The organism is Bacillus mobilis (assembly GCF_001884045.1).
Taxonomy (GTDB): domain Bacteria; phylum Bacillota; class Bacilli; order Bacillales; family Bacillaceae_G; genus Bacillus_A; species Bacillus_A mobilis.
This window is the reverse complement of record NZ_MACF01000041.1, coordinates 48,052-66,748: the sequence shown is the minus strand read 5'-3', so window position 1 is coordinate 66,748 and position 18,697 is coordinate 48,052. Positions and strand designations below refer to the sequence as shown.

The 18,697-nt window shown below is 35.4% G+C and carries 14 protein-coding genes; 5 read left to right on the top strand and 9 right to left on the bottom strand.

Going from position 1 to position 18,697, the window contains the following annotated elements:
- Positions 1-247: 247 nt before the first annotated feature.
- The 7 genes from BAQ44_RS04270 to fdhF all read right to left on the bottom strand — a co-directional run bounded on the left by BAQ44_RS04270 (position 248) and on the right by fdhF (position 11,761).
- On the bottom strand, positions 248-2,611 hold the full coding sequence (locus tag BAQ44_RS04270; RefSeq protein ID WP_071720960.1) for a heavy metal translocating P-type ATPase: 2,364 nt from the start codon (positions 2,609-2,611) through the stop codon (positions 248-250).
- Between the two features lie 23 nt (positions 2,612-2,634).
- Entirely contained in the window at positions 2,635-3,012 is a 378-nt protein-coding gene (locus tag BAQ44_RS04265) for an ArsR/SmtB family transcription factor (RefSeq protein WP_061676976.1), read from the bottom strand.
- A gap of 267 nt (positions 3,013-3,279) precedes the next feature.
- Positions 3,280-4,695 (bottom strand): amino acid permease, encoded by a 1,416-nt coding sequence (locus BAQ44_RS04260; protein ID WP_001284886.1) that lies wholly within the window; start codon positions 4,693-4,695, stop codon positions 3,280-3,282.
- A gap of 103 nt (positions 4,696-4,798) precedes the next feature.
- The gene (ald, locus tag BAQ44_RS04255) at positions 4,799-5,932 is read right to left on the bottom strand and encodes an alanine dehydrogenase (protein ID WP_001219741.1); all 1,134 of its coding nucleotides are present in this window, start codon (positions 5,930-5,932) and stop codon (positions 4,799-4,801) included.
- Between the two features lie 369 nt (positions 5,933-6,301).
- A complete protein-coding gene (locus BAQ44_RS04250; RefSeq protein ID WP_061676978.1) occupies positions 6,302-8,173 on the bottom strand; it encodes a glycerophosphoryl diester phosphodiesterase membrane domain-containing protein in 1,872 nt (623 codons plus the stop codon).
- A gap of 156 nt (positions 8,174-8,329) precedes the next feature.
- Positions 8,330-8,812, bottom strand: coding sequence for a helical membrane plugin domain-containing protein (locus BAQ44_RS04245; protein WP_071720958.1), 483 nt, complete (start codon positions 8,810-8,812; stop codon positions 8,330-8,332).
- A gap of 12 nt (positions 8,813-8,824) precedes the next feature.
- A complete protein-coding gene (gene fdhF / locus BAQ44_RS04240; protein ID WP_071720956.1) occupies positions 8,825-11,761 on the bottom strand; it encodes a formate dehydrogenase subunit alpha in 2,937 nt (978 codons plus the stop codon).
- A 301-nt stretch (positions 11,762-12,062) separates the two neighbouring features.
- On the opposite strand from fdhF, the gene fdhD reads away from it, so the two are divergent.
- Together fdhD and BAQ44_RS04230 are read left to right on the top strand one after the other, a co-directional pair.
- On the top strand, positions 12,063-12,869 hold the full coding sequence (gene fdhD, locus BAQ44_RS04235; protein WP_061676980.1) for a formate dehydrogenase accessory sulfurtransferase FdhD: 807 nt from the start codon (positions 12,063-12,065) through the stop codon (positions 12,867-12,869).
- A gap of 230 nt (positions 12,870-13,099) precedes the next feature.
- On the top strand, positions 13,100-13,606 hold the full coding sequence (locus BAQ44_RS04230) for a GNAT family N-acetyltransferase (protein WP_000405874.1): 507 nt from the start codon (positions 13,100-13,102) through the stop codon (positions 13,604-13,606).
- Between the two features lie 344 nt (positions 13,607-13,950).
- Here BAQ44_RS04230 and BAQ44_RS31555 read toward each other — a convergent pair whose 3' ends face one another.
- Complete coding sequence (locus tag BAQ44_RS31555) at positions 13,951-14,073, bottom strand: hypothetical protein (RefSeq protein ID WP_001068388.1); 123 nt, start codon at positions 14,071-14,073, stop codon at positions 13,951-13,953.
- Positions 14,074-14,403: 330 nt separating this feature from the next.
- Here BAQ44_RS31555 and BAQ44_RS04220 point away from each other — a divergent pair, with 330 nt between their 5' ends.
- The 3 genes from BAQ44_RS04220 to BAQ44_RS04210 all read left to right on the top strand — a co-directional run bounded on the left by BAQ44_RS04220 (position 14,404) and on the right by BAQ44_RS04210 (position 17,262).
- Positions 14,404-15,075 (top strand): response regulator transcription factor, encoded by a 672-nt coding sequence (locus BAQ44_RS04220; RefSeq protein ID WP_063261618.1) that lies wholly within the window; start codon positions 14,404-14,406, stop codon positions 15,073-15,075.
- A 65-nt stretch (positions 15,076-15,140) separates the two neighbouring features.
- A complete protein-coding gene (locus BAQ44_RS04215) occupies positions 15,141-16,604 on the top strand; it encodes a sensor histidine kinase (RefSeq protein ID WP_071720954.1) in 1,464 nt (487 codons plus the stop codon).
- 145 nt (positions 16,605-16,749) lie between these two features.
- A complete protein-coding gene (locus BAQ44_RS04210) occupies positions 16,750-17,262 on the top strand; it encodes a GNAT family N-acetyltransferase (protein ID WP_000351216.1) in 513 nt (170 codons plus the stop codon).
- 32 nt (positions 17,263-17,294) lie between these two features.
- Here BAQ44_RS04210 and pdxR read toward each other — a convergent pair whose 3' ends face one another.
- Positions 17,295-18,695 (bottom strand): MocR-like pyridoxine biosynthesis transcription factor PdxR, encoded by a 1,401-nt coding sequence (gene pdxR / locus BAQ44_RS04205; RefSeq protein WP_071720952.1) that lies wholly within the window; start codon positions 18,693-18,695, stop codon positions 17,295-17,297.
- Positions 18,696-18,697: the final 2 nt, after the last annotated feature.

Sequence of the window (18,697 nt, the reverse complement as noted above, 5' to 3'; positions counted from 1 at the left end):
AACTTTAATCAGTGGGGGGTCTTACTACCCATTAAAGTGGGATAAAACAGAGAAGCTTCTTCTTCTCTGTTTTTTCAATACGATATGTATCTTTGTGAAAAATATATTAAAATAATAAGACAAATATTTTTTATTTGTAAATTTCAATATTACGTTATTTATTTATAAAATAATATTTGCTATTATTTTATTGAGTCAATTTCAACAAAATAACCTAAAAAAGAGGACGCAGGTTGCGTCCTCTTTTTTATAAATCTTTCACTCGTAGTACACGCATTGCATTTAACACTGCAAGTAGTGTCACACCAACATCTGAGAAGACAGCTTCCCACATTGTTGCGATACCGAAAGCACCAAGTAATAAAACTAATCCTTTTACCCCTAATGCAAAGATAATATTCTGCCATACAATGCGTCGTGTACGTTTTGCGATGTGTAAGGCTGTTGCAATTTTTGAAGGCTCATCAGTCATAATAACGATGTCTGCCGCCTCAATCGCTGCATCTGATCCTAAACCACCCATCGCAATACCAACATCTGCTCTTGCTAATACCGGTGTGTCATTAATACCATCACCAACGAAAGCAACTTTTTCTTTTCCGTTCTTCGCCGCATCAATTTTTTCAATCTCTTCTACTTTTTGTTGCGGTAATAGTTCTGCGTGAACTTCATCTAAACCTAATTCCTTACCGACAGCTTCACCAACTGCTTTTGCATCACCAGTTAACATGACTGTCTTCTTAATACCTAGTTCTTTTAATTTTTGAATTGCTTGTTTTGAATCTTCTTTTACCTCATCAGAGATAACGATATAACCTGCATATTCTCCATCTACAGCAACGTGAACTAATGTACCTACCGTTTCTGGTTGCTTAAATGTAATGTTTTCTTTTTTCATTAATTTAGCATTACCTGCAAAAATTTCTTTTCCTTGTACTTTTACGACTGTACCGTGACCAGAAATTTCGTTATAATCATCGATTATTTTTTCATCAATTGATTTTCCATATGCCTTTCGAATCGATTGTGCAATTGGATGATTAGAATACACTTCAGCAAATGCTGCATACTCTAATAATTCTTCATTTTTTATGCCTTCACTTGGTTCCATTTTTGTAACTTTGAAGACACCTTTTGTTAATGTTCCCGTTTTATCAAAAACAATATATTTCACATCATTTAAAGCTTCTAAATAGTTACTTCCTTTTATTAATACACCACTTTTAGATGCACCACCAATCCCTCCAAAGAATCCAAGAGGAATAGATACAACTAACGCACATGGACAAGAGATTACTAAGAACACTAAAGCTCTATAAATCCATTCTGAGAATGTAGCTCCTTCTAAAATAAGTGGTGGAATAAATGCCATGATCGCTGCTGTAATAACTACAACTGGAGTATAGTAACGCGCGAACTTCGTAATAAAGTTTTCTGTTGGCGCTTTTTTACTGCTTGCATTTTGAACTAAATCTAAAATTTTTGATACAGTTGATTCACCAAATTCTTTTGTAACTTCAATTGTTAATACACCATTTTGGTTCACAAAACCACTTAATACGTCATTTCCAACTTCGACTTCACGTGGTACAGATTCACCAGTCAACGCTGAAGTATCTACCATTGATGTTCCTTCAACTACTTTTCCGTCTAATGGTACTTTCTCACCAGGCTTCACGATAATATAATCGCCGATTCGTACATCTTCTGGTGATACTTGTTTCGTTTCATTTCCAACCTTCACATTCGCATAATCAGGACGGATATCCATTAATGAAGTAATTGATTTTCGGGAGCGATTGACCGCAATACTTTGGAATAGTTCCCCCACTTGATAGAATAGCATTACCGCAACAGCTTCTGAATATTGTTGAATCGCAAAAGCTCCTAGTGTTGCAATTGCCATTAAGAAGTTCTCATCGAACACTTGGCCGCGAGTTATGTTTCTTACCGCTCTCCAAACAATATCTCCACCTATTAATAAATACGCAACGACGAATAACGGAATTGTTATCATTTGTGGTAAGCCAGCTAATGCAGCAATTGCTGTCAAAACTCCGCCGACCACTAATCGTCCTACCATCTTTTTCACATTTGCTTCACCATGGTCGTGACTATGTCCGTGGTGACCACCTTTTTCTTCACGAACAACTTTCACATCTGGTTCTAACTTTTGAACAACATTCGTTATATTTACTACAGTCGCTTCTAATTCTCTTTTATTCGCTACTTCAACTCTTAATTTCTTTGATACGAAATCAACAGTTGCTTCTGAAACGGTCGGCATTTCTTTCACTTTATTTTCGATTTTCATCGCACAGTTTGCACAATCTAAACCTTCTAATATAAACACTTCTTTTGCTACTTTTGTATTTTTTTCTTCTTGTACTTTAATATGCGGTTCTAATTTTGTAACGAGTTGCTTTGCTTCTGTAACAACTTCGCTTTCTTTATTTTGTGCTGTTTCTAAAACCATTGTTTTTGTCGCGAAATTTACAGAGCAAGAATTTACTCCTTCTATATTCCCAACGCCTTTTTCAATTTTCATTGCACAGTTCGCACAATCTAAACCTTCTAACACCAGTTTCTTTTTCACTAATGCTTCAGCCATCGTTCTCCCTCCTCGCGTTCTTTTTATTCTTCCTCGTTTACGTGTTCAAACGCTTGCTCGAAGATATGAATTACGTGCTGATCAGCTAACGAATAATAAACGACCTTGCCTTCTTTACGATTCTTTACAAGTTTCGCTTGCTTTAACACACGAAGCTGATGTGAAATAGATGATTGTGTCATTCCTAATAAATACGCTAAATCACAAACACACATTTCAGCTTCAAATAACGCATGTAATATTCTCGTACGTGTACGATCACCTAATACTTTAAATAATTCTGCTACTTTACTTAAACTTTCATCAGTTGGAATTGTTTGTTTTACTTGATCAACAACTTCTTCATGAATTACTGTTTGAGAACATGTCTCTTGTGGTGTTTCTACTTTATTTCCAGCCATTATAGCTCACCTCTTCATTTGAACATATGAACAATCGTTCATATATCTTATACTCTTATTATATGAGCGCCTATTCATATGTGTCAATGAAATCTCATACATTTTTTTTGAACATTTCGTTCACATTTAAAAAGGTCTATCCATATTTTCCGCATCCATTACATTCTCATACAAAAAAAGATGTACATTTTGCACAAAAGAAAAAAGCCTTGCGCGTTCCCTAGACGCACAAGGCTTACTTATACTTATATCCCTTTTAATTAGCTGTTAATTAGCTTGTTCTAAATTATCCTGCGAACTTCCATCGTCTTTTAAATGACTATGCTTTTTCGAATAAACAAAGTATACAACCACTCCGATTGCTAACCAAACACCGAAGTATATCCATGTTTTTAATGGTAAATTTACCATTAAGAATAGACAACATGCAACTGAAATAATCGGTAAAATCGGTACAAGTGGTACCATAAATCCACGTTGTAATTTCGGATGCGTTTTACGAAGAATGATAACAGTTACACCAACCATGGCGAATGTTAATAACGCTCCAATATTCGCTAAATTCGACAATTCTTTTAAATCGATAAATCCAGCAATTAAAGCACTACCAATTCCTGTTAACCAAACTGAAAATGTTGGCGCTTCAGTCTTCTTGTTAATTTTCGCGAAAGATTTTGGCAATAGACCGTCACGGCTCATTGCGAAGAATACACGAGTTGTTGCATAAATGTAAGCGAAAATTACAGCCATAATACCGATTACAGCTCCAATAGCAATTACACCAGCCACTTTATCTTGTCCTACAACTTCTAACACATATGCCATAGCTTCAGGTACATCTAATTCCTTATAAGAAACCATACCTGTCATAACGAGACAAACTACAACATAAATGATTGTACAAATCACTAACGAAGCAATAATACCAATCGGTAGATCACGTTGTGGATTTTTTACTTCTTCAGCAGAAGTTGCTAATGCATCAAATCCTAAGAAAGCAAAGAATACTGCTGCTCCCCCTGCGAACACTCCACTTAAACCGTACGGTGCAAATGGTATCCAGTTTTCTGGTTTCACGTAAAATACACCAACTGCAATGAATAAAACAACAATACCAATTTTAATTAATACCATTATGTTATTCACACGCTTACTTTCTTTCGTACCTCGTGATAATAACCAAGTTATCACTAACGTAACGATAACTGCTGGTAAGTTTACCATACCACCTTGTGCTGGAATCGTTAGCAATGCTTTTGGAATTTCAAGTCCCAATCCACTCACTAGGTTATGGAAATAACCCGTCCATCCTCCGGCTACTGCGGCAGTCGTTACGACATATACGGATAACAATGTCCATCCCATTAAATGGGCAACAAACTCACCAATTGTTGCATACGAATATGTGTACACACTACCTGAAACCGGCAGTGTAGATGCAACTTCTGCATAACATAACGCTGCAAATCCACAAACAATCGCTGCAATCATGAATGAAAAAATAACTGCTGGACCAGCATCTCTTGCTGCTACTAATCCTGTTAATACTAGAACTCCTGTACCGATTATCGCACCAATCCCTAGCATTGTTAGGTCGAATGCCCCTAGCGTTTTCGTTAAAGTTTTACTTTTACTTTCACCTAACAATTGCGTAACGGATTTCTTTTTAAATAGGTTGGCCACGATGTATGCCCCCTTTTGCCAAGAAGAGCTAAGAGATCTTCACTCTTAGCTCTTATCATGTTGGTTTATATATTGTTCGATTTTGTTTTGTATAATGCTTCTATTAGCAAGATACTGTTTCTGCTTCTAATAATTCTTTAGCACCTTTGTATTCTACACCGTGAGCTTCTGCAACTGCTTCGAATGTTACATAGCCATCTAATGTGTTAATACCTTTTAGTAATGCAGAGTTGCCTAGGCAAGCTTCTTTGTAGCCTTTGTTTGCAATTTGTACTGCATATGGTACTGTTACGTTTGTTAATGCAAGAGTTGATGTACGTGGAACCGCACCTGGCATGTTTGCAACTGCATAATGAACAACGCCGTGTTTTTCGTAAGTTGGGTTATCATGAGTTGTAATACGGTCAGTTGTTTCGAAAATACCACCTTGGTCAATCGCGATATCTACAACAACAGAACCTGGTTCCATTGATTTAATCATTTCTTCTGTTACAAGTTTTGGCGCTTTTGCACCTGGAATTAATACTGCACCGATTACAAGATCAGACTCTTTTACAGCTTCTGCAATATTGTAAGGATTAGACATTAAAGTTTTTACTTGGTTTCCGAAAATGTCATCTAATTGACGAAGACGTTCTGCACTTAAGTCGATGATTGTTACATCCGCACCTAGTCCAACTGCAATTTTAGCAGCATTTGTACCAGCTTGTCCACCACCGATGATTGTTACTTTACCACGTTTAACCCCTGGAACACCTGCAAGTAAGATACCTTTACCGCCTTTGTTTTTCTCAAGGAATTGTGCACCAATTTGTGCAGCCATACGACCAGCTACTTCACTCATAGGTGCAAGTAATGGTAGAGAACGGTTTTCTAATTGTACTGTTTCATATGCAATCGCAACAACTTTCTTTTCGATTAACGCTTTTGTTAATTCTGGTTCTGGAGCTAAGTGTAAGTATGTGAATAAGATCAAACCTTCGCTGAAGTGTTTGTATTCGCTTTCAATTGGTTCCTTAACTTTCATAACCATTTCCATGTTCCAAGCTTCTTCAGCTGTATCAACGATTTTTGCTCCCGCTTCAACATACTGAGCATCTGTGAAACCAGATCCTAAACCTGCACCCTTTTGAATGAATACTTCGTGATTGTTACGAATTAAATGTACAACACCTGCTGGTGTCATTGCCACACGGTTTTCGTTGTTTTTAATTTCTGCTGGTACCCCAATACGCATAATGAAATGCCCCCTTATAATTAACAGAAAAAAGAAAGTCTTTTTTCTTTTTGTAATAATTAATAACTTATGTCCTTATTCTAGCATAACTTAAAAGTTATGAAAACGCTAACATATCATTTTTTTAAAGTTTATATATTTAGAATAGTGTAAATATATGGAACATTGATTCTATTAGCCTCTTCGTTACATTCCATTATCTATCACCCTATTTTCATTATACTCCTTAAAAATAAGCAGCAATCATTTATTATTCGACAATAATGTAACAATGTAAAAAACCCCAATAATGCCGTATACATATACAATTATTAATTTACACAATACTTTAGGGATATATTCTTTTCATAAAAAAACAGCTGCTGGCATCTAGCCAGCAGCTGGGTAACTTATAAATAACTTGGAAAATAAATCATCTGTTGTTTCACTAATTTTATCAAACAGATCACTTTCTTCCGCTTCTTGTTCTTTTAGCATCTTAATTGTTTCACGTGCATCTTCAGGATAATCGGTAATGATACCATCTACGTTTAGCTTATAATATCCCTTTAAACTTTCCATATCATTTACTGTCCATACGTAAATTGGCTTATTTAACTTCCTTGCTTCTTTTACTAACTTCTTATTTAACATATATTCTTCAGCTACATAAAAATCAGCTTTCACATTCTTTAAGTTAGCTCTACTTGCATACAGTATATATCCGACTTTTATATCTGGATTTGCACGCTTAAACTCTTTAATAAGCGGGTAATGTAACGTTTGAATGACACATTGCTTCTCAAATTCATTATCTTTAATCACTTTTAATACTTTGTTTACGAAATCTTTTTCGCCACCATGAAGCTTCACTTCAATATTAAGCTTGATTTTCCCCTTTGCCAGCTTAATGATTTCATCAAGTGTACTGATTTGTCCTGAAAACCCATCTTGACTAAGGGTAAGCTGTCTTAACTCGTCCATCGTTAAATCTGACACATGAACATTAGCATTAGCAAGGCGTTTCAGCTTCAAATCATGTATAACTGCTAGTTCACCGTCTTTCGTTTGCAGTACATCAATTTCAGCATAATCTGCTTTCGCATCAATAGCCCCCTGCACAGCTTCTTTCGTATTCTCTACACCTTTTGAAATATAACCACGATGAGCCATAATAATTGGTTCTTTATATGTGTTTGTAATAAAGGTCACAATGAAGGCAACTACCATCCCCGCAGTAATAATTCCTACAATATATACACCAATAAATTTCCAACGATGTTTTTGGAAGAAACATTTATCTGCTTTCGTTTTTGAATAATCTAATCCTTCTTCTAATAAAACATCTTCAACCGGAACCTTTTGTAAATACAATCTTGTTAACGCCATAATGTAAAACGGCGTCATAATAAAGCTAAATAGATACAATGTACTTGTTAAGAAGACTGAAATAGTTGACTCTGCTAGCAACGCAAATGTCCCTTCTGGGTTTGTAAATTCATATACTCCCCACAGACAAAGTAAATAAATTCCTACACATAAAAGAAAGACGATTCCTACAGATATGAAAAAACCTACTAAAAAGAACAATACTTTAAAGAAGCTTTCTTTTACTAAGTTTGCGCTTTTTCGTGCTGCCGTGCGGAACGGCTTTTCCTCTAAAACAATAATAGGTAAAACAAAAATCCAACGAAGATTTAAATAGGCAACTACAGCGAAGAAAGTATAATACCCAACTTGCCCCATTGTTGTCTTAAATAGTTCACCTGTAATAAAATTAGGAATTTGAATTTCAGGAATCAATGCAGATTTATAACCCATACTTAATAGCGGTAATAGTACAACTGCATACAAAACAAATCCAGGTAAGCAATATGTAAACAGGGAAGGTAAATACGTTACTGTTTTATACAGAATTGGACGTAATCTCACCTTTTGCCTTTTATGAGCGAAGTACGAAATGATAATAAGTACTGCAAACTCTGTAAAGATAAGAAACAATGCCAATATAGATAAAATTACAATCGCCAAAATCCCGTATGGTGTTTTCAAAAATGCTAATAACTCATCATTTGTTGCATTTGCATACCCACCAAAGTACAACAACTTATTGAAAATAATACCGAAAAGTGGGATAAACACAATCGCTGCTAACAATTTATAAGCAAGTTGGAATGTTAACACATTCCAAAAAGCAAATCTAACAGTTTGAAAGGAATGTCTCATTACTCCTGGTATAGATAGTCTTTTACGGTGTTGCATATATTCCTCCACATTCTAAAACGATATTTGAGATGGATTCCATATTTCCATTTCTAATCCATCTTTTTAATAATAATATATTCCGCCTAACATGAACACTCTTATACATACAATGAAAAAAGTGATGGCTACTTCCCATCACTTTTTTCATTTACTCTATTTTTTCTCTAGCCCTTGCCCAAATGCTTTCAAGAAGCTAAAACCGAATGTAATGGCTCTATTGATATCTGGATCTTTTAACACTTTAAAGAAATCCATCACTTTTGTTTTTTTACCATTATTTAATTCATCTGTTGCAAATTGCAATCCAGTAACTAAACTCGATGTGATTTGCTTCGTTACTTCTGGGTCAACTGCGGATAGCGCTTCTCCCGCTCCCATCATATTGTTGAGTGCATTTTTAACTGGTTCACGATTTAATTGCTCCACAGCAATTTTTGAAACATCTTCCTTCGCAGCAAGTAAACTAATCGCCGCATCTAATATCCCAGCCTTCTGCAACTGCGCTAAAAGCTGCATCGTTTCCTCTACTGCTTCACGATTATTAGATAGCTCATTTAGAAGTTCATCTGCTACTTGCTGTTTCTGTTCTTCCTCTGTTACAACTTTCTTTTTAATTAACGTAATTTCTTTCGCCACTATCTCCGCCCCCTAGTCCACAAGTGATACGTATTGTTTTCTTTGCCACTTTTGCTCGATTTCAACACCATTTTGCGGATTACGCTTTTTATCTCGCGGGTTTGAAGATGGTAACGGACGATTTCCTTTTTCACGTAATACACGCATTTTCACCATCGTTTGTTTATATGCTGGTGTACATGTATAAAGGTCTGTTGCTGTCCCAGTTAAAATATTAATCGCTTCTTCATTTATCGTTGCATGCATCGGTAAATATAGCTCTTTCCCCGTTACACGATCTGTAATAAGCGCCTGTACTTTAATTTTCCCAAATGGTGATGCTAATTCCACAAGACCACCATCTTTCACATTGCGTTCTATAGCGAGTTCAGGTGAAATTTCAACGAATACTTCAGATACTTTAGATAAAATACCAGCCGACTTATTCGTCATGTTCCCTTCATGGAAATGTTCTAGCATACGACCATTATTTAAAAGTAAATCATACTCATCTGGCGCTACAACAGGTGGCACCCATTCATCTAAGGATAAACGAGCAAGTTTATCTGGGAAGTTAAATCCGTCTACATATAATAGCGGTGTATCGCTACCATCATGACTGCCCCAACATAAACTATTCCATCCTTCTAGACGGTCGTACGTTGCTTGAGAGTATAACGGTGCAAGTGATGCGATTTCGTCCATAATTTCACTTGGACTTTCATAATTCCAATCCCCGCCTAGTGCACGTGCAACTTTTTGTAAAATCCACCAGTCTGGTTTAGAATCACCAAGCGGTTTCAATACTTCATATAATCTTTGAATACGGCGCTCTGTATTCGTAAACGTTCCTTCTTTTTCTAAGCTTGGTGCCGCTGGTAAAATAACATCAGCAAAACGAGCTGTTTTTGATAGGAACATATCTTGAACAACGAGGAAGTCTAAATTCGATAAAATATGTTGCACATGGTTCGCATTTGAATCAACTAAAGCCATTTCCTCACCCATGACATACATACCACGTAGTTTTCCTTCTTCCGCCGCAAGTAACATTGCAATATTATTTAATCCTGGTGCTTTCGGAATAGTTGTACCATATGCTTTTTCAAACTTCGCACGAAGCGTATCATCTGATACTGCTTGATAACCTGGAAGCCAGTTTGGTAATGTTGCCATATCACAAGCACCTTGTACGTTATTATGCCCTCGTAATGGATATGCACCTGCACCAGGACGACGATAGTTCCCCGTAACAAGCAGTAAATTTGAAATTGCAGCGGATGTTGTACTTCCTCCTGTATTTTGCGTTACACCCATTCCCCAAAGTATACAAGTTCCATCTGCTTCATATACCATACGAGCCATTTCTTTCAGATTTCCTTTTGAAATCCCCGTAATTTCTTCTGTATAATCGAGCGTATACTTTTCTAACATTTTGCTATATTCATCAAAGTTCTTCACATTTTCAGCTAAAAACTTTTTATCGTGCCAATCTTGATCAATAATATATTTCGTAATACCAGCAAGCCATACGTAATCCGTACCTTGGCGCGGATGAATAAATAAATCCGCACGCTCTGCCATTTCATGTTTACGAAGGTCTGCTACGATTAGTTTTTGCTCGTGTAATTTATGAGCACGTTTTACTCTCGTAGCAAGTACAGGATGTCCTTCTGTTGGATTCGCACCAACGATAATAACAAGGCCTGCTTCCGCTATATCTTTCACTGTTCCAGCATCCCCGCCCATACCGACAGTTTTAAATAAACCGTCTGTCGCTGGAGATTGACAATAACGAGAACAGTTGTCCACATTATTCGTTCCATATATTTGTCGAGCTAGTTTTTGCATAAGGTAATTCTCTTCATTTGTTACTTTCGAAGAAGAGATGAACCCAAATGCATCGCTACCGTATTCAGATTTAATATGCTGCATGTTAGAAGCAACAACCTCTAACGCTTCTTCCCATGAAGCTTCAACAAACATATCTCCTTGACGAATTAATGGCTTCGTAATTCGATCTTCACTATTTACGAAGTCCCATCCAAATTTACCTTTTACACATGTGGAAATCCCATTAACCGGTGCATCTGAAACAGGTTGAACTTTTAATATATGGCGATCTTTCGTCCATACTTCGAAGGAACAACCGACACCACAAAATGTACAAACTGTTTTTGTTTTATTCACTTTCGTCTTACGCATCGCAGCCTCTACTTCTGAAACCGCTAAAATACTACTATATCCCGGCTCAACATCCTTTACAAAATCAATCATCGGATCTAACACATCTGGTTTTAATCCTGTCATAAACCCAGCCTCACCTAACATTGATTTTTCCATTAACGCATTACACGGACATACTGTTACACACTGTCCACAACTTACACAAGATGAGTCATTTATGCTTACACCATGATCCCATATAACACGTGGACGATCTAAGTTCCAGTCTATCGATATAGTTTCATTAACCTGTAAGTTTTGACATACTTCTACACACTGTCCACAAGCAATACATTGATTTGGATCATACCGATAAAACGGATGTGACATATCTACTTCACAAGCACTTACTTTCGGCTCATACGGATATTTCTGTCCTTCAATTCCCATCATATGTACGGTGTTATGGACTTTACAGTTACCATTATTGTTATCACAAACGGTACAATACAATAAATGATTCTCTAATATACGATCCATCGCCTCAGTCTGTGCCTCTTTTGCACGCTGGGACTGTCTTTCGATATGCATACCGTTCTCTAATTTCGTTGAACAAGCACGCAATAACTTCCCATTTACTTCTACAATACACGTATCACAAGTTTGAATTGGATCTACTTCTGGTACATGACAAATTTGAGGATGTTCCAAATTACTCTCGTTAAATAATTGTAGTATCGTCTTTTCACCCGATGTGGAAAATTCTTTACCATCCACGGTTACACGGACTGTCTGTTCTGCCATAGTTTCCCCTCTCCTTACAACCAACTGTACAACACAATTATGAATCCGTTTTCAAAACCGCATTACTGTACATATTTTTGAAACGCTCTGCCCGAATACTTTTCTTATGAAGTCGATTCTAGATGTTATAAGGTATAACTACGAAAGCTTGAAAATATCACTATTCTACAGTTCTATTATATCGTACATATACAATAATAACCAAAATAATCTGTGATCTTCTTCCTAATAGGTGTTTTTATTTTTTCCATTGTTTTATGATAAATATGGGAGAGAAATACATAAAAAAGGGGAATTTAATATGGAGCCTACGCAAGAAACTTATACAATTGTACGCTATCAATCTGGTACATTTTCAAAACAGCTTGATGAGATTGTTACAGAATCTCCTATTACTATTAAATTGAATGGTGAAGAATATGTAACAGTCGTATGCACACCAACCTATATTGAAGATATGGTTATTGGTTTTTTAATTTCTGAGGGGATTATTTCTTCTTATAAAGATGTGGAAGAACTATGGGTGCAAAAAGATAACGGAATTGTCCATGTAAAATCATCAAAAGTAAATCCGCTCTATCAAACTTTATATAATAAGCGATACATCACTTCTTGCTGCGGAAAAGGTAGACAAGGTTTTATTTTCGTTAACGATGCAGCAAAAGCAAAAGATTTACATGATATACACGTGAAAATTACTCCTGAAGAATGTTTTTACTTAATGAATACTTTACAACAATCTTCCACTACATTCCGCCAAACCGGCGGTGTTCACAATACCGCTCTATGTGATCGAAACAATATTCTCCTATCAAGAATGGATATCGGGAGACATAATGCATTAGATAAAATATATGGCCATTGTTTGCGCAACGATATATCCGTTAAAGGAAAAATCATTGCATTTAGCGGGCGCATTTCATCCGAAATTCTACTCAAAGTTTCAAAAATCGGATGTGAAATTGTTCTATCTAAATCCGCTCCAACAAAATTAGCATTGCAACTCGCTCACGATTTAGGCATTACAGTCGTAGGATTTATTAGAAATGAATCTTGTAATATTTACACCCATCCAAAGCGAATTGATGGTTATCAATCGAATAACTAAAATAACTCCTCAACCGAGGAGTTATTTTAGTTATAAAAATGTAATATATTAAAAGCTTGAATAGTTAATAAAGTTAATATATAATTTCATTACATATTAAAAACAAAACATTGTAGCATATATCTTTTCATTCTTTTACAAATTAAAAGAGACTGCTAACAAAACGCATACACAATCTTATAAAAATAATGGATGTATTTTATTTGAAATCGACCAAGGAGGTTACAACTATGGAAATTCGCTTATTAACGACAGAGGACGCAGAAATATATTTAAAAGTTTGTATGGAAGGTTTAACGAAAAACCCGGAAGCTTTTAGCTCTTCTTATGAAGATGTTCTGAAACATGAGGATCCTGTAGCTGCTATGGCAAAACGATTAAGCAATCCGGATAAGTATACTCTAGGGGTCTTCAAAGATAACGATTTAATTGGCATTGCTACTTTAGAAACAAAGCCTTTCATTAAACAAGAACATAAAGCAAAAATCGGTTCCGTTTTTGTTTCCCCAAAAGCGCGTGGCCTTGGAGCAGGACGAGCTCTAATTAAAGCCATTATTGAAAACGCCGATAAATTACATGTAGAACAACTTATGCTCGATGTTGTAGTTGGTAACGCTGGTGCCAAAAAATTATATGAATCATTAGGTTTCCAAACTTACGGCGTACAAGAGCGTTCATTAAAACATAACGGTCAATATTGGGACGAGGAACATATGGTTCTGTTCTTAAATGATTAATACTTCAATATAGTTTTTTTAAAGCATCTTCTTATTAAAGAAGGTGCTTTTTTCATTACAACAATGTAATCTTCATGTCACCTTTATCGATCGTACCAAACCTTTCCATTCATTATACTAAAAGTATAAAGTAAGGCACCAATCATGAAATGAACGTATAGCATTCAATTGATATATAAAGGAGAATGTGACATGAAACAAAACAAACGAGCTATGCTTTTAATATTTACTACAGCAATTGTAACTTCTGGGTTAGCAATTTTACCTTGGTTTATTATATGAACACTCCCCCTAACAACGAAAAAAGCTTATTGCTTCTTAAGAAGCAATAAGCTTTTACTATATTATAAAATCCCCAAAATTTTATTTACACAACTTATAATAATAACCATAGATACGGCAATGCACATGACAACCGTATTACGATCTTGCTTTTCTTTTTTTGAAATTTCTTCTTTTGGATTCATGTGTATGATCTCCTTTTAAAAAAAGTGTGAGATAGGAAATTTTTCTTATCCGATGCGAGGTGAATACGAAAACCCTCTCTATCTCACATACACAATAGAATGGAATTGTCATTTTATAAATAAAATGACATGACGTTATGTCGCAACATAGGGTATTTTGTGTCGCTACGTTTTCTATTATAAAAAATAGTTGTGCAAAACTAGTGCATTTTTTATGTCAATTGCTTTGAGTGAAAAAATCACTCTTCCACTCAATCACATAAAAAGAGTTTTTTATTATTTTCATGTAAACTATACAAGTAGAATGAACAGTTTGGGGTGCACAAGATTATGGTTAAAATTTTATTAGTAGACGATGAAGAACGCATGTTACGATTATTAGATCTGTTCTTAAGTCCTCGTGGCTATTTTTGTATGAAAGCTACTTCTGGCCTTGAAGCACTAAAGTTAATAGAACAAAAAGACTTCGATATTATTTTGTTAGATGTGATGATGCCGAATATGGATGGATGGGATACTTGCTATCAAATCCGTCAAATTTCCAACGTTCCAATTATTATGCTAACAGCTCGTAATCAAAATTACGATATGGTGAAAGGCCTCACTATGGGCGCGGATGACTATATTACAAAACCATTTGATGAGCATGTATTGGTTGCACGAATTGAGGCTATATTACGCCGTACAAAGAAAGATGGATTTGTTAGCTTCAATGGTATCGAGTGGGATAAAACGAAACATACTGTCACAGTATATGACGAAAAAATCTCACTAACACCTATCGAGTTTTCGTTACTTGGACTATTTTTACTAAATACAAACCGTGCTTATAGCCGAGATGATTTAATCGAAAAAATTTGGGGTTATGAAACAGACATTGAATATAGAACAATCGATTCACATATTCGCAATATCCGTGATAAATTACGCAAAAAAGGATTTCCAGTTGAAAATTACTTAGAAACAGTCTATAAAGTCGGATATAAATGGAAAAGTGAATAATTACTTCGGTCAGTGGACAATAGTATACCACTGACCCTTTATATGAAATAAGGTATGGTGAGAAAATGAGTAAACTTTCACTTAAAATTGGGACATACTTTTTAATATTAGCTTTATGTATTGAAACCATTGCTTTCGTATCTTTTTACAAAAGTATTTCAACAATGCGGATTGAGGAAGAAACACTTGCTCTTTTAGAAAAAGGTAATCGCTATAGTAACAAAATTACAAACCGCACAAAGTGGAGTGCAATTGCTAAAGAAAAGAAACACGTCGAACGCGCTGAATACAATAAAAATCCTAACCGTCCTATGTATTCAGAGTTCGATATCGCGGATGAAGCTGAACACTTAGTAGAATCAGAATCAATCGCTAACTCTGATATAGCTATCATTATAACTGACAATAATGGCAAAATCATTTCCAATTCAGAACCCGTAACAAAGGCAATGCAAAAACAACTTACTTGTAAAACAGAACCTATTCCAAAAGGCGGATTGATCGTCGAAAAGAACTGGAAAAAATCAAAATTCATCACAACGGTAAGCCCACTTAACACAGAAGAGTTTCAAGGAAAGTTATATATGTTATTAAAAACATCTTTTTTAGAAAATATGTTACTTAAACTCATGAACCAATTTCTTATCATTAGTGTCGTGACAATTATTTTAACGACTATTTCTGTCTTTGTTTTTTCTCGTGTTATTACAGAACCGCTTATAAAAATGAAGAGAGCGACAGAAAAAATGTCAAAATTAAATAAGCCAATTCAATTAGGGATTAAACGCAATGATGAACTTGGAAGCTTAGCAAAAACGATTGAAGATTTATCCAGTGAACTGACTTATATGAAAAAAGAACGCAATGAATTTCTCGCTAGTGTCGCCCATGAACTATTAACGCCATTGACCTATATGAAAGGTTATGCGAAGGTAGCAAAGAGAGACTCTTTAACGAAAGAAGAGCGTGAAGAATACTTACAAATCATTGAGGATGAAACAGATAGTGTAACCGATCTCGTCCAAGATTTATTTATGTTGGTGCAATTAGAACAACACCAGTTTGTTATCAAAAAACAAAAAGTAATCCTTAAACCATTTTTAGAACGAATGGTTGAAAAAACAAAAACAACATTAACAAATAAACAAATGCAACTCCATGTATATTGCAAAGATGATTTAGAAGTTTGCATAGACGAAAGACGTATGGAACAAGTTATGTTAAATTTATTACACAATGCTTATCAACATTCGCCTGAAAACACAACTATTACGATACGTGTACTCACAGAAACAGATTCATTTACAATAAGTGTAGATGATGAAGGAGAAGGTATTCCTGAAGAAGATATCTCACATATTTTTGATCGTTTTTATCGTGTTGATAAATCCAGAACGAGAGCTACTGGAGGCAAGGGTATCGGGCTAGCTGTTGCAAAAGAAATTGTAGAATTGCATAACGGTTCCATTCTAGTAACAAGCCAATTAGGAGTAGGAACAAACTTTATAATTGAGCTACCTTTTGAATAAGATGCGTGTGAAAACACCAGTAGTAGTAAACACTACTGGTGTTATTTTGTTCATAAAATCAGCTCATATAAGCTAAGCTTTTGAAATTATTCTTATTTCAATATAAAATAAAGGTACATTTGCAAAGATTTGGAGGGTGATATAATTGGATATCCATGTATTAACAAAAGACGAAGCGGAAATTTACTTAGAACTTCGTGTAGAAGGATTAAAGCAAAACCCTGAAGCTTTCAGCTCTTCTTATGAAGATATTATTAATAAAGAGTGTGCAATTGAATATAAAGCACAAAAATTAGCACAAGATGAAAACTATACGCTAGGTGCATTTAAAGATGGACAATTAATCGGGGTTGCAACACTGGAAACGAAACCATATGTAAAACAAGAACATAAAGCTAAAATCGGTTCTGTATATGTGTCTCCAAAAGCACGCGGACTTGGAGCAGGAAAAGCACTTATTAAAGAATGTCTTGAACTTGCTAAATCTTTAGAAGTAGAACAAGTTATGCTTGATGTTGTTGTTGGCAACGATGGAGCAAAAAAACTTTATGAATCATTAGGATTTAAAACATTTGGTGTACAAGAACGTTCGTTAAAATATAACGGACAATATTGGGACGAAGAGCATATGGTCTTATTCTTAGATGAAAATAAATAGTAAAAAACATCCTCATACTTGGAGGATGTTTTTTACTTTCTTGTATACCATGCCGTATGTAATAATTGAATCGCTTTCGCAATTTCTTCTTCTGATAAAATTGCAAACCCAAGTAAAACTACATTTTCAGGTGCAGTACCGTCTTTATAGTACGTAGAAACAGGATATAGCTTAATACTATATTTTGCCGCTTCTTTAATGAGTTCTTCTTCTCGCATTCCATTATGCACTTGTAATAAAATGTGTAATCCCGAATCTTCTCCTATTACTTCAACACGATTAGAGAAATACTTCTCTATTTCAAAAACAAGTCGATCTCTCTTTTTCCGGTAGACGACACGCATTTTATGAATATGTTTTTCCCAATAGCCTTCATTTAAAAACCTTCTTATCACTTCTTGATCCATTCTCGAAACACTTTGTGTATAAAACAAGTATTCCTTTTGATACTTGTTAATTAAATTCTTCGGTAATACTATATAGCTCATCCGTAATGAGGGCAACAAAGCTTTTGATAGCGTCCCCATATAAATAACTTTCCCATCTGTATCTAGTCCTTGTAGTGCGGGGATTGGCTTTCCTGAATAGCGAAATTCACTATCGTAATCATCTTCAATAATATATCTATCTTCTTCTTTCTTCGCCCATTGTAAAAGCTGCGTCCTTCTCGTAATAGGCATAATCATTCCATATGGGAATTGATGAGAGGGAGTTACAAATACAACATTTGCATCGCTATTTTCTAAATCTGCCATACAAATTCCGTCCCTATCTAAAGACAACATTTGAACCTTCTTTTCTCCCTGTTCAAAAACGACCATTTTCCTATGATAACCTGGGTTTTCAACTGCATACTTACTTCCATTCAACAATTGAAAAAGTAGCTTCACTAATATTTGCGTTCCCGCTCCTAATACAATTTGACTAGCTGAACAACGCACACCTCTAGATTCATACAAATAGCTCGCAATTTCCTCCCTTAAGCTCAATTCTCCTTGAGGGTGTCCAAGAAAAAGCAACTCATTATTATGTGGCTGCCATACATCATTTATAAGCTTGCGGTACATAGTGAATGGAAACGTATTCGTATCAACCCCTGTTTGGGTGAAATCAAATGTATAGTTCTCCTCCCGAAACGGCACTTCTTCTACTTTCACTTCGCTTCCTTCTACATAAATCATTTGTTCAACTTTACATACAAAATAACCTTTTCTCGATGCCGACTCTATATAACCTTCAGCAAGTAATTGCTCGTAAGCCGCTTCTACTGTATTCTTACTCACTTGTAAATAGCTCGCGAGCTTTCTTTTTGCAGGTAATTTTGTAAAAGCCGGAATTGTTCCATCTTTAATTTCTTTTTTTATATACTCATACAATTGCACGTACAATGCCTTTTTACTTTTCGTATTTAAATTAGGCGTTAATTCTAACACAA